18 protein-coding genes are annotated in these 19,684 nt (G+C 69.2%); 11 read left to right on the top strand and 7 right to left on the bottom strand.

Going from position 1 to position 19,684, the window contains the following annotated elements; translation table 11 throughout:
- Positions 1-38: 38 nt before the first annotated feature.
- From ABN611_RS01335 to ABN611_RS01305, 7 genes are all read right to left on the bottom strand, one after another.
- Positions 39-1,334 carry an epoxide hydrolase family protein gene (locus tag ABN611_RS01335; protein ID WP_350277876.1) on the bottom strand — a complete coding sequence of 432 codons (1,296 nt, stop codon included), beginning with the start codon at positions 1,332-1,334 and terminating at the stop codon, positions 39-41.
- A 95-nt stretch (positions 1,335-1,429) separates the two neighbouring features.
- Positions 1,430-2,632, bottom strand: a complete 1,203-nt coding sequence (locus ABN611_RS01330) for an epoxide hydrolase family protein (protein ID WP_350277875.1) — start codon at positions 2,630-2,632, stop codon at positions 1,430-1,432.
- A 385-nt stretch (positions 2,633-3,017) separates the two neighbouring features.
- On the bottom strand, positions 3,018-5,747 hold the full coding sequence (locus ABN611_RS01325) for an AAA family ATPase (protein ID WP_350277874.1): 2,730 nt from the start codon (positions 5,745-5,747) through the stop codon (positions 3,018-3,020).
- 163 nt (positions 5,748-5,910) lie between these two features.
- On the bottom strand, positions 5,911-6,555 hold the full coding sequence (locus tag ABN611_RS01320; RefSeq protein WP_350277873.1) for an enoyl-CoA hydratase/isomerase family protein: 645 nt from the start codon (positions 6,553-6,555) through the stop codon (positions 5,911-5,913).
- A 71-nt stretch (positions 6,556-6,626) separates the two neighbouring features.
- Complete coding sequence (locus ABN611_RS01315; RefSeq protein ID WP_350277872.1) at positions 6,627-7,394, bottom strand: SDR family NAD(P)-dependent oxidoreductase; 768 nt, start codon at positions 7,392-7,394, stop codon at positions 6,627-6,629.
- A 76-nt stretch (positions 7,395-7,470) separates the two neighbouring features.
- Complete coding sequence (locus ABN611_RS01310) at positions 7,471-8,088, bottom strand: VOC family protein (protein WP_350277871.1); 618 nt, start codon at positions 8,086-8,088, stop codon at positions 7,471-7,473.
- Positions 8,089-8,563: 475 nt separating this feature from the next.
- Positions 8,564-8,743, bottom strand: a complete 180-nt coding sequence (locus ABN611_RS01305) for a hypothetical protein (protein ID WP_350277870.1) — start codon at positions 8,741-8,743, stop codon at positions 8,564-8,566.
- Between the two features lie 121 nt (positions 8,744-8,864).
- Here ABN611_RS01305 and ABN611_RS01300 point away from each other — a divergent pair, with 121 nt between their 5' ends.
- From ABN611_RS01300 to ABN611_RS01250, 11 genes are all read left to right on the top strand, one after another.
- Positions 8,865-9,128: a hypothetical protein gene (locus tag ABN611_RS01300; protein ID WP_350277869.1), complete on the top strand. Its 264-nt coding sequence runs from the start codon at positions 8,865-8,867 to the stop codon at positions 9,126-9,128.
- Entirely contained in the window at positions 9,125-10,207 is a 1,083-nt protein-coding gene (locus ABN611_RS01295; protein ID WP_350277868.1) for a hypothetical protein, read from the top strand. Before ABN611_RS01300 ends, ABN611_RS01295 begins: the two co-directional genes overlap by 4 nt.
- Before the next feature lie 214 nt (positions 10,208-10,421).
- Positions 10,422-10,853: a hemerythrin domain-containing protein gene (locus tag ABN611_RS01290; RefSeq protein WP_350277867.1), complete on the top strand. Its 432-nt coding sequence runs from the start codon at positions 10,422-10,424 to the stop codon at positions 10,851-10,853.
- Between the two features lie 156 nt (positions 10,854-11,009).
- Positions 11,010-11,525 (top strand): DUF3105 domain-containing protein, encoded by a 516-nt coding sequence (locus ABN611_RS01285; protein WP_350277866.1) that lies wholly within the window; start codon positions 11,010-11,012, stop codon positions 11,523-11,525.
- Positions 11,522-12,643, top strand: a complete 1,122-nt coding sequence (locus tag ABN611_RS01280; protein WP_350277865.1) for a beta-propeller fold lactonase family protein — start codon at positions 11,522-11,524, stop codon at positions 12,641-12,643. The genes ABN611_RS01285 and ABN611_RS01280 overlap by 4 nt, the downstream gene beginning before the upstream one ends.
- Positions 12,644-12,661: 18 nt before the next feature.
- Positions 12,662-12,922 (top strand): DUF6767 domain-containing protein, encoded by a 261-nt coding sequence (locus ABN611_RS01275; protein WP_350277864.1) that lies wholly within the window; start codon positions 12,662-12,664, stop codon positions 12,920-12,922.
- A gap of 103 nt (positions 12,923-13,025) precedes the next feature.
- On the top strand, positions 13,026-13,877 hold the full coding sequence (locus tag ABN611_RS01270; RefSeq protein ID WP_350277863.1) for an LLM class flavin-dependent oxidoreductase: 852 nt from the start codon (positions 13,026-13,028) through the stop codon (positions 13,875-13,877).
- A gap of 218 nt (positions 13,878-14,095) precedes the next feature.
- Positions 14,096-14,521, top strand: coding sequence for a DUF3788 family protein (locus ABN611_RS01265; RefSeq protein ID WP_350277862.1), 426 nt, complete (start codon positions 14,096-14,098; stop codon positions 14,519-14,521).
- A 275-nt stretch (positions 14,522-14,796) separates the two neighbouring features.
- Positions 14,797-15,522, top strand: coding sequence for a hypothetical protein (locus ABN611_RS01260; protein ID WP_350277861.1), 726 nt, complete (start codon positions 14,797-14,799; stop codon positions 15,520-15,522).
- Between the two features lie 857 nt (positions 15,523-16,379).
- Positions 16,380-17,030: a hypothetical protein gene (locus ABN611_RS01255; RefSeq protein WP_350277860.1), complete on the top strand. Its 651-nt coding sequence runs from the start codon at positions 16,380-16,382 to the stop codon at positions 17,028-17,030.
- A 69-nt stretch (positions 17,031-17,099) separates the two neighbouring features.
- Positions 17,100-19,079, top strand: a complete 1,980-nt coding sequence (locus ABN611_RS01250; protein ID WP_350277859.1) for a hypothetical protein — start codon at positions 17,100-17,102, stop codon at positions 19,077-19,079.
- Positions 19,080-19,684: the final 605 nt, after the last annotated feature.

The raw sequence follows: 19,684 nt of genomic DNA, 5'->3' as shown, positions 1-19,684 counted from the left end.
CCGTGGTTGTCGCGCTTCATCGGCGGTACAGCCTCCGGTCAGCGATACGGCCGGAAGGCGGCACGAAGTTCTTGGGTGAACAGTCCGGGCTCCTCCCAAGCCGCGAAGTGTCCTCCCCGCGCGGGCTGGTGGTAGTAGTCGAGGGTCGGATAGATGGTCCTGGCCCAGCTGCGTGGCGATTGGAAGATTTCGCCGGGGAAGGCGCTGAACGCGACCGGCACGCTCACCGCCGGAGGGATCTGACCGGCGCCGGCGGTTTGCGCTCTCTCCCAGTACACCCGGGCGGTCGACTCGCCGGTCCCGGTCAGCCAGTAGACCGAGACGTTGTCGAGGACGTGCTCCCGGGTGAGGTTGCCCGACGGCGGTCCGCCGAGAAAGGCGCGGGAAATCTTGAGGTAGCTGTCCGTGTCGTGATCGAGCATCCACGCCGCCAAGGCGACGGGTGAGTCCAGTAGCGCGTAGCCGATCGTCTGCGGCCGCGTCGACTGCTCGACGATGTAGCCCCTGCCGCTCGTCGAGAAGACCTGGAGCGCGGCGGCCGCGGCCTTCTCTTCGTCGGTGTACTTCGGCAGGTTGTCGGTGCTGCCCAACGCCGGCACCAACAGGTTCAGGTGGATGCCGAGCAAACCTGCCGGCGCCAGGCGGCCGATGCTGTCGGTGACGGCGGCGCCGACGTCACCGCCCTGGGCAACCCAGTGGGTGTAGCCGAGGCGGTGCATGAGTTCCGTCCAGGCTCTCGCCGTTCGGTTGTAGTCCCAGCCGAGTTCGTCTGGTTTGCCCGAGAAACCGTAGCCGGGGATCGACGGTAGTACGAGGTGGAAGGCGTCCGCGGCCGTGCCGCCGTGCGCGGTCGGATTCGTCAGCGGACCGACGGTGTCGAGCAGCTCGACGATCGAGCCTGGCCAGCCGTGGGTCATGATGAGTGGCAGTGCGTTGCGGTGCCGTGAGCGGACGTGGATGAAGTGGATGTCGACACCGTCGATCTCGGTCTTGAACTGTGGTAGCGCGTTGAGTTTCGCCTCGAACCGCCGCCAGTCGTAGCCGGTCGTCCAGAACCGGGCGAGAGCCTGAGCGGTCGCCAGCTGGACGCCCTGCGAGCGATCGGGGACGAGCTCGCGGGTCGGCCAGCGGGTTGCTCGGATGCGGCGGCGCAACTCGGCCAGCTGTTCGTTCCGGATCGCGACCCGGAACGGGCGGATCCTGCTCGGGTCGGTGGCCGGCGCGGCGGTCGCCGGCGCCCGCCCGAGCGCACTGGATGCGGCGACAGTGAGGCCGGCGGCGATGCCGGCCTGGAGCAGGTGCCGTCGAGTGGGTTGGGACGCGGACGAGGTCATGGTTCTCCACCTTCAGGTTCGTCAACTTCGATGTCTGTCCGGAGACCACCACGGCGATGTCGCGGTGGGCGTGGACGTACGAGCGGTGCAGCGGCTTATCGCAGTGGCCGGAACGCCGCCCGCACTTCTTCCGCGAACAGTTCCGGCTCTTCCCAGGCGGCGAAATGACCGCCGCGGGCCGCGACCCCGAAGTAGTTGAGCGTCGGATAGGCCTTCTCGGCCCAGCTGCGCGGCGTCCGCCAGATCTCCCCCGGGAACGTGCTGAAACCCACCGGAACCCGCGGGTCCGGCAACAGCGGACGGCCCGCAGCCGGTGCATCCGGCCCGTACGCCTCCCAGTACGACCGGGCCGTGGACGCTCCGATGCCGGTCAGCCAGTAGGTCGTGATGTCGTCGAGGATGTGATCCCGCGTCAGACCCCCCGACGGCTTGCCGTCGACGAACGCGCTGGTGATCTTGTCGTAGGCGTCGGTGTCGTGGTCGATCATCCACGCGGCGAGCGCGGCCGGCGAATCCAGCAACGCGTACCCGATCGTCTGCGGCCGGGTGGCCATCTCCACGAAGTAGCCGTTCCCGGTAGTCTGGAAGACCTTGATCGCGGCGAGCGCGGCGCGTTCCTCCTCCGTGGTGTTCGGTAGCGACGACGGGTCGTTGAGCGCCGGCACAAGCAGATTCGTGTGGATGCCGACGAGCCCCTCGGGGCCCAACCGTCCGATCGCATCGGTCACACCCGCGCCGACGTCACCTCCCTGCGCCACGTACCGGTCGTAGCCGAGCCGGTTCATCAGCTCCGCCCACGCCCGGGCCGTACGCACCAGATCCCACCCGACCTCGGCCGGCTCGCTCGAGAAGCCGTACCCGGGCAGTGACGGCAGCACGAGATGGAACGCGTCTCCAGCAGTGCCGCCGTGCGCGGTCGGATCGGTCAGCGGGCCGATGGAGTCGAGCATCTCGATGATCGAGCCCGGCCAGCCATGCGTCATGATCAGCGGCAACGCGTCCGCGTGCTTGGATTTCACGTGGACGAAGTGGATGCTCACTCCGTCGATCGCGGTGGTGAACTGTGGCAGCGCGTTCAGCCGGGACTGCACTCGGCCGAGGTCGTAGCCGGTGGCCCAGTACTGGCCCAGCGCCCGGATCGTCGCCAACTGCACCCCTTGGGAGCGATCGCCGACGAGCTCCCGGCTCGGCCAGCGCGTCGCCGCCAGCCGGTGGCGCAGGTCGTCGAGCGCCCGCTTGCGGAAGGACACGGTGAACGGTCGGATCGCATGGCTCACTTGCTGTTCGAGCGCGGTCATCTCACGCACAGCCTCTCAGTCGAATTCCGGCACGAAGAGATCCGGGTACGGGAGGAGGGGCAGGTCCCTCGCCGGCGACCAGCCGAAACCCTGCTCTCTGGACGCCTATCAGCATGGCAACGCCGTCATGCGGCACACACCCGTGAAACGCCCTGGTCGAGCTCCCCAGGGTCCGCCAGGGTTTCTCGGCACCCGACCGGGCAACCGGACGCAGAAGCTGCAAGCCGTTCGCTACAACAAGCGAAGCCGCCAAGGTGGCGATAGCCGGCACGGCCACGCGGGCGAGAACCCGCAGCGTGGGTGTGGCGTTCAGCGGCAGCCCTTGAGGAAGGCCTTGCGCAGGTAGGGCTCGGACAGGATGCCGTCTCCGCCGGGCCTCAGAGGCTCACCCGTTGAGTTCCATGTCGCGCAGCTCGCGCCGTGATTCGATGCCGAGTTTGCCGAAGATTTTGCGCAGGTGCCATTCGACGGTGCGCGGGCTGATGAACAGACGGGCGCCGACCTCTGGGTTGGACAGGCCGTCGCGGACGAGCTGGGCGATCTGCAGCTCCTGCGCGGTCAGCGCGCCGCCGGGGCCGGTTTCGGCGGCACGTTTACGGATGGTCTCGCCGGTGGCCAGCAGCTCGCGGCGGGCTCGTTCGGCGAACGCCTCCATGCCCAGCTGGGCGAAGAGTTCGTACGCGGACCGCAGCTGCTCCCGCGCGTCCAGCCGCCGACCCTCGCGGCGTAGCCACTCGCCGTAGAGCAGGTGGGCGCGGGCCAGGTCGGGTCGCATCCGGGTACGGCCGAGCCGCTCGATCGCCTCCCGGTACAGCTCGTCGGCGGCGGCGGCCTCGGCGAGCAGGGCGCGGGCGCGGGCCTCGAGACCGGCCGGGAAGTCGGTCTCGAACGGCTGGGTCGTCTCGACGAAGCGGTCCAGGGCATCCTGGGCCGCGTCGTCGTCGCCGGTGCGGCTGGCCGCCTCGATCGTCTCGGGCAGGACCCAGGCGGAGATCCAGGGATTCCAGCTCACCTCGGCCTCACGGGCATGGCGCAGCGCCTCGGGGTACCGGGCCAGGCCGTTGTAGAGGATCGCGGCGGACAGGCGGGCGCCGACCAACGCGGTGCCCCAGTTGGTTGCAGCGGCCTGCCGGAGGGTTTCGGTGACCAGTTTTACGGTCTCCTGCTCCCGGCCACGCAGGGCCTGGAGTTGCAGTGCGACGTGAGGTGGGAGGGGCTGGTTCCCGGTCACCGTGGTGATCAGGTCGCCCTCCTCGACGGTGGCCGCCGCTGCGGCGAAGTCACCGAACCGGAGCTGGGCCATGCCGAGACTGATCAGATTTTCTGGAATGTGATGCAAGGCCCCGACCTCCCGCAGCAGCTCGACCTGCCGGGTGGCCAGCGTCCGCAGCGCCTCGAAGTCCCAGCTGCCGTAGGGGCCGATCGGTGCGAGTCGCCCCCACCGCAGCAGGTCGGTGTCCGTCATCCGCAGCATGGTCTCGGTCACCTTCGCGAGAATCGGTGCGGCCGCGGCGCGCCCCTCGGTGACCATCAGGACGGCACTGTCGGCGACCATGTCGACCGGCTGGTTACCGCCAGGCGGCAGGATGTCGCGGATCGAACGGGAGAGCGCCACCAGATCGTCGCGGTCGACCATCCCGCTGGAGATCAGCCACGCGTGCACGGCGGTCTCCCGGGCACCCCGGGGGTCGACGGCCGCGAACTGTGCGGCGGCCTTGAGCAGGATCGCGCTCGCGGCAGGGGCGCCGCGCCCGAGTGCGTAGGCGAGATGACCCTCCACCAGCCCGGCGCGGCCGCGCTGGACGTCGTCAAGTGTCCGGGAGTTCAGCGAGCGCAGCAGCCGGGAGACGGCTTCGAAGTCGCCGGCCTGCAGGGTCGTCTCGGCCGCGGCGAGTATCCGTTCGGACCGGTGCGCCGGATCGGCGGTCAGCGCGACGGCACGCTGCAGGAACGCGGCCGCGGCGGCGACACCGCCCCGCGACTGGGCGTGCGCGGCGGAGCGTTCGAGCTCGGCGGCGACGTCCTCATCAGGGCCGACGGCTGCGGCTGCGCGATGCCAGGCGCGCCGTTCCGGCGCGTCCTGCGGGTCAGTGACCTCGGCAAGTGCCTGGTGCGCAGCACGGCGCTCCTCGGGCGAGGCGGCCCGGTACGCGGCCGAGCGTACGAGTGGATGCCGGAACGTCACCCGCTCACCGATGGTCAGCAGTTCCTCGGTGGCGGGCTGGCCGAGCGGGAGGCCGAGCAGCCCGGCGGCGCTCCGGACCAGGTCGGGGTCGCCGATCGGCTCGGCGGCGGCGACCAGCAGCAGACGCCTGGCCGGTTCGGGCAGGTCCCGGACCCGGTTGAGGAAACTCTCCTCGATCCGGCCGGACAACGGTTCGGTGTGCAGCAGCCCAAGCCCGCCGGCCATCTGGGTACTGCTCAGCCCGCGCGTCAGCTCGATCAGCGCCAGGGGGTTGCCGCGCGTCTCGGCGACGATCCGATCGCTGATGTGCTGATCGAGGCCGGCGCGGGTGACCTGGGTGAGTAGCGTCCTGGCGTGCTCGGAACGCAGCCCGCCGATCTCGAGCTCCGGGAGGCCACGCAGGTGTGGCCCGCCCGGCGGCCGGGTGCTGAAGATCAGGCCGATCGACTCGGCGAGCAGCCGTCGCGCGACGAACCCGAGCACCTGCGCGGACGCCTGATCCAGCCACTGACTGTCGTCGACCACGCACAGCAGTGGGGTGCGCTCGGAGGCATCGGCGAACAGGTCGAGCACGGCAAGGCCGATGAGGAACGGGTCCGGCGGGGTGCCGACACGCATCCGGAAAGCCGTCTCGAGGGCATGCCGGCGCGAGTCGGGGAGGCCGGCGAGCCGGTCCAACAGCGGCAGGCACAGCTGATGCAGCGTGGCGAACGTGAGCTCCATCTCGGACTCCAGGCCGACCGCGCGCAGCACCCGGAACCCGGTCGCCGACGTCACGGCATACTCGATCAGCGCGGACTTGCCGATTCCCGCCTCACCCTGGAGTACGAGGACCCGGCTCTCGCCGGATCGGGCTGCCTCGATCAACTCGTCGAGGCGGGCCAACTCCGCCTGCCGGCCGATCAGTGCCTGGTCACGCCATGAACTCACGCCCCACCGCCTCTCGCCCGTGGTTCACGGGGCAGCGCCTCGCGAAGTTCCGTCCGCGAGCCACCCCACCTTTGTGTAGATCTTGGCAGAAACGGCTCCTCCAATGTGGACTTGCCAGCGGGCGGGGTGTTCGGGCGGCGCGCACGCGCTACCCCATGTGGACCTACAGGTTTCGTCGCAGCTCGCCGATCGCGGTGCCGAGGTTGGTCTCGATGCCGCCGGGCTGCTGGAGGCCCTTGTCGAGCAGCAACTGAATGAAGGGGCGGTTCTCTGGCCGGCTGGCGGTGGCGAAGTACGCGTCGAGGCCTTGCCGGAACTCGTGGTCGGGGGGCAGGGTGGCCACGTCGACGAGCTTCTTGATGCCGGCGACGGCCGTCTTTTCGAAGGTCGCGATCCGGCGGGCGAACGCATCGGTGAAGCCCTCGATGTCAGCGTCCGGCAGGAGCCGGTTCACGTAGCCGTATTCGGCGGCCTGGGCGGCGGGGATGTCGTCGCCGCCGAGCAGGATTTCCAGGGCGCGGCCGCGGCCGACCGTACGGCCCAGGCGCGCCATGGGACCGCCGCCGGGGACCGCGCCGACGCCGACCTCGAACTGGCCCAGGACCGCGTTCTCGGACGCGAAACGGATGTCGGTGGCGAGCACGAACTCGCTGCCGGCGCCGCGGGCGCGGCCGCGGATCAGTGAGATCGTGGCCACCGGCAGCCGGCTCAGCCGCACAAAGTTGTCCAGGTACGGATGCAGGCCGGTGCGGCCAGGCGGCATTCCCGCCACGCGCGCGCTGTTCGACAGCAAGTCCCAGTGGGCCATGAAATAGCCCGGCTTGTCACTGCGGAAGACGACGACGGTGGTCGTTGGGTGTCGTTGTGTCGCGACGACTGTTACCAGCTTTGCTCGGCTGCTCGGATCAGCATTTCGTTGACGGCCACTCGGCGGTCCCGGCTGACGATGTAGCCGATCGCGTCCGCGACGTCCTCGGGCCGCAGCGGCTCGATGTCGCTCACCCGTCGGGCGGCCGGGTCCCAGGTGCTCCCACTGGGGTGGCTTTGCGGCTTGCTGTCGATGGTGCCGGGTTCCACGACGCTGACCCGCACCCGTTCTTCCAGCAACTCCTGACGGAGTGAGTCGCTGAACCCGTTCAGGCCGAACTTGGTGAGGTGGTAGACGCTGGCGCCAGCGCGAGCGACCCGTCCGGACGTCGAGCTGACATTCACGATGTCGGCCACCTGTCGCGGCGAGGTGGACGCCGCGTCGATCAGGTGCGGGACGGCGGCGTACGTGACGCGCAGCATTCCCATGACGTTGAGGGACACCATGCGGTCCCATTCGTCGATCATGGCGTGCAGAGCGGTACCTAGCAGCGCGACTTCGGCGTTGTTGATCAGGATGTCCAAGCGCCCGAACCGGTCGAGCGTTTGGTCGACCGCCTGATCCGGTTGCTCCGGATCGGTCAGGTCGGCTTGCACTGCGACGGCGTAACCGCCGAGGCGACCGATGTCGTCGACGACCCGTTCCAAGCGGTCCCGCCGGCGCGCGACCAGGGCCACCGCCGCACCATCGCGGGCCAGGCGACGCGCGGTTGCGGCGCCGATGCCGCTGCTGGCGCCCGTGACCAGCGCGGCGGTTCCACTCAGCGAGGTTTCAGACATGTCCGGGCCATCCCCTTCTGGACGAGGGTGAACCGTCGGTGACCGGCACGGTCATCGCCGGGTTCCTGATCGCCGGTCACTGCGGCAGTTCGAGTCCCGCCTGTTCACGAACCATGTAGTCGGCGTACCAGCCGGGCCATTCCGGATCTTGCGCGCCGGTCCGCGCCTCGTGCCGGCCGTGGGCGGCCGCGGCTCGGCGCAGGGCGGCGGCGAGGTCCGCGGTGGATGCGAATGTGGTGGCGGCCGGGTCCAGCCGCCCGGGGAGCCGGGTGGTGACTTCCTGCAGGATCCATTCGTTGCCGTCCGGATCACCGAACGAGAGAAACGAGCCGTAGCTGTTGCGCTGCGGGTCCGGGCCGGCGACTCGGGCGTCGGTGCCGGAGTGGTGGAAGATGCCGCCGACGTCGTGGAAGACCTCGCTCGGGTCGGCGCCGAGGCGCTTCAGTTCGTCGTGCGCGGCGTCGATGTCGCTGACGATCAGGTGCAGACCCTTGGCCGAGCCGGCGGCCTGGGCGGTGACCGATGTGCCGAAGATGACCGACGCCGGTGAGCCCGGCGGCGTCACCTGCACCACCCGGAAGTTGTCGTCGGCGGCGATGTCGGCGTCGAGCCGCCAGCCCAATGCTGTGTAGAAGGCCTTGGACCGGTCGACGTCGGACACCGGGATCACGATCACTTCGAGTTTCATGTCCATGGCTCGCGCCTCCTTCGCTCGTACGGGATTTCTCTGCGACGAGCCTGGCCCCGGGCCTCCCGGATCGCGCCTGTGGAATTCCCTGGCCGATGGTGGCCAGGGGGTGCCACGGGTCCGATTCTCGGTCCTCCACCACCCTGAACAGGCAGAAATCGTGTCGATCACCGGCCGGCGACCCACCTCACCCGGCCGGCGCGCGTGCCACCGGCGCGGTGGCGATGATGGCCGGCTGAGCCCGCTCGCGGCGCCAGGTTCAGCAGGCACCCGCCATCACGGTCCGACTATCACCATCGAGGCAATCAAGACCCGTTCACGCTGGCTGGGAACGGAAGCGCCTACCGGGACCACCTCACTGGCCGATACCGGCACCGGCTGCTCGACGTGGGCCACAAGGTCCGGCAGGAGCCGCGCCGCGCCTTCGCCCGGACGGTCGTTGACGCCGATCGCCTGTGACCCACGTGCCGATCCTTGACGGTCAGCCGTTGCCGGCGGGCACAAGCTGCTGGCCGCCGTCGATGGCGTAGGTGGCTCCGGTGAGCGCGGTGTTGGTGATGAGGTGCACGGCCAGCGCGGCACGTCGGCCGGGCCGACGACGCTGCCGGTCCTCGCCCGAAGGTCCTGGTACGACGATCCGTCGCGGCCCTGGTACCGGCAAGGGCGCAGGGTCCGATCCTGCCGGGACCGTGGGCCGTGGGGACCCGGCGCTTGTGACCAATGGCCCTACTCGGCTTCCTAGTGGTGGCTGACCATCGGGAGCAGTACGAGGGGGGAGTGCCATGGGAGAGCACAAGGACAAGCCGATCTTCTGGTTCACCGACGACGGCAAGCCGACGGGCGAGCTCACCGTGCGGGCCACGGTGGACGATGTCCACGAGGCGCTCGGGAAGTTCCTGCGCGAGAACGAACAGGTGAAGAGTATCGAGGTCAAGCTGCCGATTCGCGCGAACCTCCGACGCCAGGACGTCGAGCAGATCGCCAAAGCGCACAACCTCCGCGTGGAGATCGTGAAGTCCTCGACGGCGACAGAGAAGCACCGGTGAACTGGATCAATCGCCTCCGGGCGGCGGTCGCTGCGGCGATCACGCAATCCGGCGCGAAACCGGCATCCGATGCGGCGCCACCGGACGAGGAGAAGACCGCAGCGCCGGCCTCAGGGGGCGTGAACATCTACTCCGCCGCGCTGGAACAGATGAGCACGGCGATCAAGTGGCTGATCGCCGCACTCGCCGCGGTAGCTGCGACGATGGTGGCGGGCAGCCAGTTGTCGAGTATCGGGAAGCTTTCCTGGGATGACGATCGCGCCCGGCTGCTGGTTGCCGTCACCAGTATCGCTGTGGCCATCGCGTTGATTCTCGTGTCGATCGCGCTGCTGTATCGGGTACAGGCCCCGACGAACTCCGACTTCCTCCGCCTCCTGGAGCTCGCTGCCGGGGTTGGTATGTCTCGCACGGACGCCGAGGTTCGTCACCGGGTCGAGGTCGACAGTTCCCTGCACAGCGGTACGGGAAGTTTGTCGTCGTTGATGAGGGAGTACGACGCGGTCCGGACCGAGTTCCACGACTTGCGAAAGCAGGAGTATGCGGCGGAGAAGGAGGCAGTGGACGGCGCCGGCGATACGGCGGCTGCCGAGGCGAGACTCAAGGTGCTCGCCGCGCGGATCGACGTCGTCGGAGGCCGCATGGACGAATATCGGGAGGCCCTCGGATATGTCGCTCAGTTGGACAAGTATCTGCGGGTCCGTGAGCGCTATCGCACGACTCCGCGGTACGTGACAGCGCTGTCGATTCTGGCCGCTTTGGCGTTCGTGGCGTTCGCCTGGGCGGCCAACCCGCCGGAGAAGCCGGCCGATGCCGTAGCGCAGCGCATGGTCGCGGCTCATCTCACGCTCACCGACGACGGCCGGAAGAATCTGTCGCAACGCATCGGCAAGGCCTGCGCCGACGCGGCCACCAAGGACAGCGGCATACCGGTGGTTGCGGTGAGCTCCTCCGACGCGGGCATCGAGGTGATTGTTGCCCCATCCACCGATTGCCCCGAGCCGCAACGGGTTGTCATCAGCTCGTCGGACGGCACCGTGCTCGCAGACAACGCGGCCGTTACCCCGCTTGCTCCGCGGTAGGCGAGGACGCGGGCGGAAAGCCGTTGTTCCCGGACGCTGCACCCTGTTGCGGTGTCGATGAAGGCCCACCGACGCCCGGGCGCTGGGATGTGGGGGCGTGTCCATCACCTTCGCGGGACCTCGGGACTGCCGGTCCGGGACCAAAGACCCATGGGTCGCGGCGGCCTGTCCAGTTAGGTTCGACGACATGTGTGAGCACTGTGGATGCCGCGGCGTGGAGCCGATCGCCGATCTGATGGACGAGCATGTCGAGCTGCTCAGGCTGTCCAATGAGATCCGGGTCCTGCTGGCTGCCGGCGATCGGGTGGGTGTGGAGACGAAGCTTGCCGAGCTTGGCCGGCGCCTGGCTCCGCACGTACGGCGGGAAGAACGCGGGGTGTTCGCGGCACTCAAGGAGCAGGGTGACTTCGCCGCCGAGGTGCGGGCCCTCGAGGCCGACCATCTTGCTTTCGACAGAGCTCTCGCCGAACTCGACATCGCGGCCCCGGATTTCGACCGGCAGGTCAGGGAACTGCTGGCTGAGCTGTCGCTGCACATCGACCGCGAGAACCTCGGCATCTTCCCGGTCACCGTCGTCACGCTGGGCGCCGAGGGCTGGGAGACCGTCTTTCGCGCCCACAACGATGCCGCCGTCACAGTCGACTGAGCCACAGGTCGGGGACATCGCGGTGGACGAACGACCTTCGCGATCGATCGTGGACAGCGCCCGCATCGCAATCCAGGGGGAGCAACGTTGACCGGGAACATCCAGAAACCAGCCTGCTGCCGTCGACTCTGGTCAACGCTGGGGGTCGCCGCTACCTTGGCCGCCGTCGTCGCCGCCGGCGGTTGCTCGGCCGACGAGCCCAGTGCGGCGGCGCGGCCGGCCGTCGATCGGGGATCGATCGCAGGCGTCCAGGAGTTCGGTGACCTGTCTCGCGACCACGTCGAGAACGCTGTCGCCTACAGGCCAGTACCACCCGTGGGCGGCCAGCACGGCCCGGTACTGCAGAATTGCGGCTTCTACTCGACCCCGGTGCAGAACGAGTACGCCGTCCACTCGCTCGAGCACGGCGCCGTCTGGATCACGTATGCCACTGACCTGCCCGCTCGCCAGGTGGAGATCCTGAAGACTTGGTCCGGATCGGGAAGTCATGTGCTCGTCTCGCCGTACAACGGCCTGCCAAGCCCCGTGGTCGCCAGCGCTTGGGGCCTGCAACTGCGCCTGAGCGGTGCCGACGACGAGCGGCTTGGCAAGTTCGTCGCCGCGTACGCGCAGGGCCCGCAGACGCCCGAGCCCGGTGCGCCGTGCAGGGGTGGAGCAGGGGTGCCCCGATGAACAGGTTCGTGCGACACCGCGCGACGATCGCAGCGGTTGGTGTGCTCGCTGTGTTGGGTACTGGCGTCACCGCACTCGCTTGGATCGGCGATGACACCGGTGATGTGGCGTCGGCCCATCATCAGCCTGGGAGGCTCACCGGAACCGTCTGGGTCGCCAACGAGGCAGGCAACAGCCTCACGGCCATCGACGCCGCGACGAACCAGGTCGTCGGCACCGTCGAGGGCGTCAGCGGCGCCCACAACGTCCAGGCGTCGCCTGACGGCCGCCACGTCTGGGCGGTGAGCGGGCACAGCTCGATGGCAGTCCTCGTCGATGCCGCACGGCTGGAGGTGCGCGGCGTCACCCCTACGGGCGCGGCTCCCGCACATATCGTCATCACTCCTGATGGGCGCAGGACGTACACCACCAACGGTGCCGACGGCACCGTGTCGGCCGTCGACGCCGTAACGATGGCCACGGTCGCCACTATTCGTGTCGGAGAAGGCCCGCACGGCCTGAGACCTAGTCCGGACGGCCGCTGGGTGTACGTCGCCAACACCACAGCCGGCACGCTGAGCGTCATCGACACCGCAGTGAACCGGGCTGTCAGCGAGATCGAGGTAGGACGCGGTCCGGCGCAGGTCGCGTTCTCGCCCGACGGCCGCTTCGTCTACGCTTCGCTCAGCGGCGAGGACGCCGTGGCGAAGGTCGACGTGGCCCAGCGGCGTGTGGTCGGCAAAGTGGCGGTCGGGGACGGGCCGATCCAGGCCTATGCGAGTCCCGACGGGCGCCGGCTTCTGGTCGCCAACCAGGGCACGGAAGCCGAGCCCGCCACCACCCTGTCGGTGATCGACACCGCCACCTTCACGGTCGTCGGCACGGTGGCGACGGGATCGGGTGCTCACGGCGTCGTCGTCGACCCGTCGAGTACACGTGCCTTCGTGACCAACCTCTACAGCGACAACGTCTCGGTGGTCGACCTCGAGCGGCTCGCGGTGGTGGCAACGGTCCCAGTCGGAGACGCGCCCAATGGCGTGACCTTCTCGCCGGTTGTGACAGCCGGCGGGGCCACGACGGCGAATGTGCCAGGCGGGCACAGCGGCACCGGACATAACCACGATCACGGCGGACACTGAATTGCCACGCGTCAAAACGTGCTATGTGCCCGCCGCCGCTGTGCCGTCGGCCAAGGAAACCTGCCGACGACCGCCGGAACGAAGCCGCCCACATCGAAGTGCCCGGTCCGCGTCGGCGACCCGTGCTCGCTGTGCGTCCCCGCTGCAACCGGCCCGCAAGACTGCTCGCTGGTGTGCCTGGTGATGTCCGATCCCGCTCTGCGCGAGGAACATCGCTCCGAGCACCTGCTCCGCCGCCAGGAACCGGCCGCCGTCCGCACGAGCGGTGCGCGACACTGAGCTGGTCGAGGGGAGCAGCGCCTGCACGGTCGTCGGCGCGGCGGTTACGTTGGCCGAGGAACGGCGAGGACGATCCGTGTGGTCGCGTAGTGAGGAGGATGCGATGACAGCCGCATCGGCCGGGGCGCCGGCCAAGCCAGGCCGGCCGCGGCTCGGCCTGAGCCTGCCGAACTTTGCCGAGCCCCAGGTGCTGGTCGACCTCGGCGTCCGGGCCGAGGTCGCCGGGTGGGACGGCCTCTTCCTCTGGGACCACCTGCACGGCAGTCCGGCGTTCCCGGTACCCACGGCCGATCCCTGGGTGGTGCTCGGTGCGCTGGCTGTGCGCACCGAACGCATCACGATCGGGACCGGCGTCACCTCGGTGCCCAGGCGCCAGCCGGAGAAGCTGGCCCGCGAGACGGTGACGGTCGACCACCTCTCCGGCGGCCGGCTGGTCCTCGGCGTCGGCCTGGGTGAGCCGCCCGCGGAGCACACGGCGTACGGGCGCGCCGCTGACCGGCCAACGCTCGCGGCCCGGCTGGACGAGGGTCTGGAGGTGGTTGCCGGGCTGTGGAGCGGTCAGCCGTTCAGCCACCGCGGCGAGCACTTCACCATCGAGGAGGCACAGTTCCTGCCGGCGCCGGTGCAGCAGCCGCGGATCCCCGTGTGGGTGTCCTGCACGTTCCCGTACACCCGGCCACGGGCCCGGGCCGCGCAGTGGGACGGCGCGGTCCTTGCCGCCGTCGGCGCCGGTGGGACGATCGAACGGGTCACCGTCGCGGAGGCGCGGGCGGCGGTCAACGAGATCACCGCGCTGCGTGGGCCGCGCTCCGGTCCCTTCGACGTGGCGCTCGCGACGACCGGGCTGCCGACTGAGAGGGAGCAGGCGGCGTATGCCGCCGTCGGCGTCACATGGATCCTCGCCGCCGGCTGGCTCGACGGGATGCCGGACCTGATAGAGGCCGGCGCCAGGTAGGCGCTTGCCCCGCACTGCCACATGAGCGCGCGGTTACTGAGGCACGGTCGGTCGGCGGCCCGTAGAACGCGTGTGATCACCTGAATTGGGTCGGTTGGGCGTTTGCCTTCACGGACTTCAGTTCGTCGTCAGCAGGTGCCGCTGGGCGGTAGCGTCGTCGGGCCGCGTGGACCGTTGGACCCTGTTGCCCGCCCGTTCCTGATCGCTACTCTCGACAGGTGACCACCCGCGTCGCCGTCCTGACCGATCCCGGTCGCGTGCCCGACGACGAGCAGATCCGCGAACATCTCGGCGCTTCCTTCGCTGCCTGGCAGAACCTCGAGGTGACGCTGCGTGGACCCGAGCTCGGCCTGACGTTGCTCTGGCACCACTTTCGCGACGGCGGCTGGCTGTGCAAGGCGCTCCGAGGCAAGAAGAACGTGGCCTGGTTGGCGGTTTGGGAGGGGTTCGCCACGGTCACGTGCTACTTCTCCGCGCGACACCGCAGGGACCTCGCCGCGCTGCCGCTTCCAGACACCCTCCGGACCCAGATCGCCGAGGTGGCGATGTCCGGAGCGATGCTGCCGGTCGTCGTCGAGGTCCGCTCCCGGGCAGACGTCGAGGCCGCCGTGGAGATCCTTCGCTACAGGCTCCGAGCACGGTAGCCGCATATCTGTCTGACGGCGGCGACGACGGCGCGAGCGGGCATAGCGTGCGAACTCCTCACAGCCCGACCAGGCCCGCGGCCACGTCTGCGTGAACGTCTTCCATGAGGGCCACGATCAACTGGCCGCCGCGGTCCGCGGAAAGGCTTTCGTTTCTGCCGCCAAGGGCCCATCTTAGGAACCGGACTCGACTACCAGGACCTTCGGCCCTACCTCGTGTGCGGGGGGAGCGCCGAGGATCGAGGCACCGTTGGACGACGACGGAGGAGGTTCGTATGCACTCCAGGCTGCGCCTTGGGCCGGCCGTCACGCTGGCCATGGCGAGCATCGAGCTGGGCCTGATCTACTTGGGCCGCGCCTATGGGTCCACAGCTGCGGAACGGAGAATGCGGCTCCCGGGAGACGACATCGTCGCCGAGCCCAAGGTCCAGACCGATCATGCAGTCACCGTCGACGCGCCTCCGTCCGCGGTCTGGCCGTGGCTGGTTCAGATGGGCTGGGGGCGGGGCGGTTGGTACACCGCGCGATGGGTGGACCGGCTTCTGTTTCCGGCGAACGGGCCGAGCGCCGACCGGATCGTGCAAGAGTTGCAGGACATCGACGTCGGGGCGTTCATCCCGGACGGCCCGCCCGAGACCGAGTGTGGGCTCGACGTCGTCGAGTTCGAGTCGGAGCGAGTGCTCGTGCTGCGCTCCAACAGCCACCTACCCCTTAGCTGGCGGGACCGGGCGACGCTCGATTGGACCTGGGCATTCGTGCTGACGCCGACAGGAGGCGGCCGGTGTACCCGCTTCCACTTCCGCTCACGGTGGGTCACCCAGCCCTGGTGGTTCACGCTCAGCGGTTGGCTGGGCGTCGTCCCCGCCGATTTCGTGATGTCACGTGCCATGCTGCGCGGCGTGAAGGCGCGGGCAGAGAAGCTCACCTCGGCCGCCCAGCACGGTCGGCCGCCCGAGCGACCAGGATCGAAGGACCCTGCCGGGAGGGCAGAGCGTCCCTAGCCGGGGTTGGTACCGGGCACGATGCTCAACGCATGCGAAGGTTGCCATGGCCCTGACGGTCGCTCGCCGCGGCCGGATTCGCGACTCAGCCCGCGGCGGCGGAATCGCCGTCGTACAAGGAAGTCAGCGCGTACGGCGAGGCGCTTCGGCACCCCGTGGACGGCGCCGAGCATTACCTGCACATTCTGGCCATTTCTCCGGCTCCAGATATGCCGCGCCCGGATCCGGCAAGAGCTGACCCGCCGCGCTCAGTCACCGGCCTCCGGGCGGACGAGTCCACCGGGTGAGCGGCCAGCAGCGACATCGAAGCGGCAACGGCGCAGCGGGAGGCGCGGACCAGGTGGGTCTGCTCGTCGAACGCGGGTCATGGTGGCGCGCCACTTGGGGTGTCGGTGAGAAGCGTGTCGCAGCCGCCACGTTCATAGGAGCTTCGGCGGCCTCGCCCGGAGCACGGGTTCTTCGCGCCGGGTCGTTCTGCGACGCGGCTGCGCGCTCGAGCTGCTCGCTTGAGCTGCTCGCTGGACAGGTGTCCCGCGTCAGGCTGGTCGGGCGGAGGCTTGGCGAGCTGCTGGTGTCGTTGGTCCTTGCGATTGGTGACCTTTTGCCCCTCGGAGCTGGCCCTGGCAGTCCGGACGGTAAGTACTGCGCGACCTTGAGGCGCATCGCTTTCGCCCGCCCTTCGATCGGTCGGGTTCATGAGGAAGAGTCACAGGGGGTTGATGAGATGACGAGGAGAGCTAGAGCGGTCGGGGTGGTGGGCGCGGCTCTTCTCGCGGCCGGACTCGGACCTGGCGCGGCGGCCGCATCGCCGGCGTGGGTGGGAACTGCGGCGGTGACGTGCACGGCGGGTGGGTTCGGTGACGGTTGGCGGTGATCACCGGGCACAGGTCCTCATGTCGACGGTGCCGCCGTCGGCGTCGAGCAGCGGCTACAAGGTCATGAACGACGAGATCGAGGGCAACAGCCTGGTGCGGATCGGTGGCGGCTGGGGAGGCTTCGTCGCGTTCGAGGAGTCGTCCTATGCGCCGGCCGTCGGTAGCTTCTACCGCAGGAACACCTACGGGCTCCGCGGGGACGGTGTGATGTTCCGTTGGACCGTTGACGCCACAGGCGTCTGGCGGGACAAGGTGTCCTACGCGGGGTTCGGCGCGGTGAAGTCGATGGCGCTGATCAGCAAGACCCGAACCTACGACACCTTCCTGGCCAATACCCGCGGCGGGGCGCTGTACACCATCCACATTCCGACCACGTCGCCGATGAAGCCTGTCGCGAAGCTGGTGCGCCGTTCGACCTGGCAGGGCTTCGAGGCGCTGATCGCGCAGAAGTGTGGCCTGTATGGCACGTTGCTGGTCGGCATCGACAAGGACACCGAGGCCGGCTACCTGTGCGCCGTGGGCCACGCCAACGGCACGGCCACGGTCATCCAGGCCGCGGCAAGTCCCTGCCACCTTCAGCGACCCGGTCTATTTCGTTGGACGACCCGCGACGACCAGCTCTTCGGCGAATAGCCCGCAACCCCCTCCGGAGGGTTGCTGTTTTCCGCTGAGCCGCTAGCATCAAGCGGCATTGTGGAGACGATGGTTGCTTACCTGTTCGACCGGCCAGACGACACACGACGCGCCGCGGCCGGCCGTGACCGTGTCGAGGCCTACTACGACAAGCTCTGGCACGAAACGGCCACGCACCAGGGACATGACGCCAGCACTGTCGGTCTGCACGTCTGGGACCGTCCCGAACGCGAGTGTCTGTGGCCGTCCTGGCGGGAATCCGGTGACCTGCGGGTGGCGAGTCTGCACGCACCCCTCGGGTACGAACGCGTCGTCGGCGACGTCTCGCCGGACGACGCGCCTGGCCCGCTGGCGCGCGCAGTGATCCAGGCACCGAGCCGGTTCCTCGATCTGGCTCCGCCGTTCACCATGGCTGTCCTGGATCCTGCCGGCGAGCGACTGGAGCTGTTCACCGACTCGATCGGGGTAGGCCGCCTGTTCCAATTGCGGCTGGCCGACGGCTGGGTCTGGAGCAACCGGCCGGTCGCAGCGCTGTTGTTCGCCGACGTAGCGGCCAGGGCGGCGCAGCGCGGATGGCGCTTCGCGGCGGCCTGTGGCTGGTTCATGGACGACACCACCCCGTACGACCGGGTGCTGGCCGTACCCGGCGCCAGCCACGTCGTTGCCGAAGGCAAACGCCGCCGCCGGTCCGTCAGCCGCATCGAGACCAGCGGCATCTGGTCAGGCGGCGGTGCGGACACTGTGGGCGAGACCGCTGAGGCGCTGCGCGCTGTGGCGAGGTCGGTCGGCCATCTTTGGCCGGAGCGGCCGACTGTCGATCTCAGCGGCGGCCGCGACTCCCGGGTCGTCGCCGCCGCTTTCCTGTCCGCCGGCGTCGATCTGAAGCTCAACAGCTACGACGCGGTGCCCGGCGAACTTGCTGTCGCCGAGAACCTGGTCGGCTTGCTGCCCTTCCAAGTCGAGCATGCCGTGACCCGGCGTGCCACACCTGCACAACCTCCACCTGCACAACAACAGCAGGCGCCTCCGGCGACGCCGGCCCTGGTGAGCCGTGCGGTCCGATGGCACCGGTATGCCGAAGGACTCCGGCCGGCCAGCTACCTGTTCCACCACCCACCAGGCAGCCTCTCGACGGTGACGCATCTGGCGATCGGTGGAGCCGGTGGCGAGGTCGCCCACGGACACTTCTATCCCGCCGATGTCCTCCAGGTCGACGCCCTGCCGCTTGAGGCCAAACTGCAGGCGTTCGTCGACCGCTTGACGACCAGGCTTGCGTCCGCCCGGGGCGCGACCGAGCTGGCCCGCGCCGAAGTGGCCCAGCAGATCGAGCGTGTACTGCGCGAGGCCGTCCACGGTGGCATCGAGAACGCGACAATGCTCGACTACTTCTACCTGGTCGAGCGGCTTCGCCGTTGGGGTACGACAGGCGAGCGCAGCGGTGTGGTGTCACCACTGCTCATCCCCTCCTTCGTTCGTGGCGCGTTCGCGCTCGATCCCTCCCAACGCCTCGCGAACGCCTTGCATCGCGACCTGGTCGGCCGGATGATTCCCGAGTGGGCACACGTTCCGTTCTTCAAGCCGACCCCGACCGGAGCGACAAGAAGAAGCGCCCCAGCCCGGGTGCGTCACCTAGCCGACGCGCCGGATCACGACGTCATCGAGGAGATCATCACCGGCTCGGAACTGGACGGATTCGACCCGGACACGATCCAGAAGCTCTGGGCGGCCTCGGTGGCCGGTGACTGCTCGGCCGCGGGCGAGGCCGCGCTCCAGCAGGCGCTGTGGCAGGCGTCCTTCGAGCACCACCTGACCGACATCAACCGTCATCTCACCGACGCCGCCCGGACAGTGGCCACCCGCGCCCCCGCGGTCGCGGCACCAGGCGCGGCCGCACCAGGGCCGCCGGTCCTGCACCCGGCGGCCCAGGGTGCTCGCCGCGCGGCCGCCGAGAGCCGACTGGTCCGCTGCCTCGCCCGGCAGCCGGTCTGGCGCGGCTTCCGTCGGACCCGCCTCGGCCGTTCCTGGCGCAGCCTCTCCAGACCGAACTGATCTGCGCCGTCGGCAGGCGCGCCTGGGTGGCCGCACTCGTTCAGTTCGACGCAGCTACCGACACGCCGAGGCAGGTCCTCGCTGTCGAGGCCCCGTTCATCGGGGGATGCGGCGTCGGGCCGCTGCACAGACGGTGCACGCCGCAGGTTGACGCCGCTCGCGGGGACTGCGTGTCGGCGGAACAACCTCGGGGTGCTCAGCACCGCCAGGCGATCCCTCGACGGTGGACCAAGGTCCCGCTGCCTTTGGGTCTTCGGTCCATGGAACGCGAGCGGGTGCCCTGGGAGTCTTGGTTTCCGGCGGTGCGAGGGGGGTGCTGTCTGAGGGGCCAGTGCAGCGCACCGCGTGGTTCGGGCCCTGGCGTGACCATCTCCGCCAGGGCCCGGACCGGGGACACATGATGGGTGCGTTGCCGGGGTGGCCGCGGAATCAGGGGGATTCGACATGACGAAATGCACGCACTTGATCGGCGTACTCGGAGTTGCTGTCTTGGCCGCAGGTGTGGTGCCCGGGTCAGCGGCCGCGAGTCCGGGTACGGCGTCGGAGACCTGTCGCGTGGGGCTTGGGTCGGTGACGCCAGGCGGTGACCACGCTAATGGAGCAGT

This window comes from Kribbella sp. HUAS MG21 (assembly GCF_040254265.1).
Classification (GTDB): domain Bacteria; phylum Actinomycetota; class Actinomycetes; order Propionibacteriales; family Kribbellaceae; genus Kribbella.
This window is presented reverse-complemented; position numbering and strand designations above follow the sequence as displayed.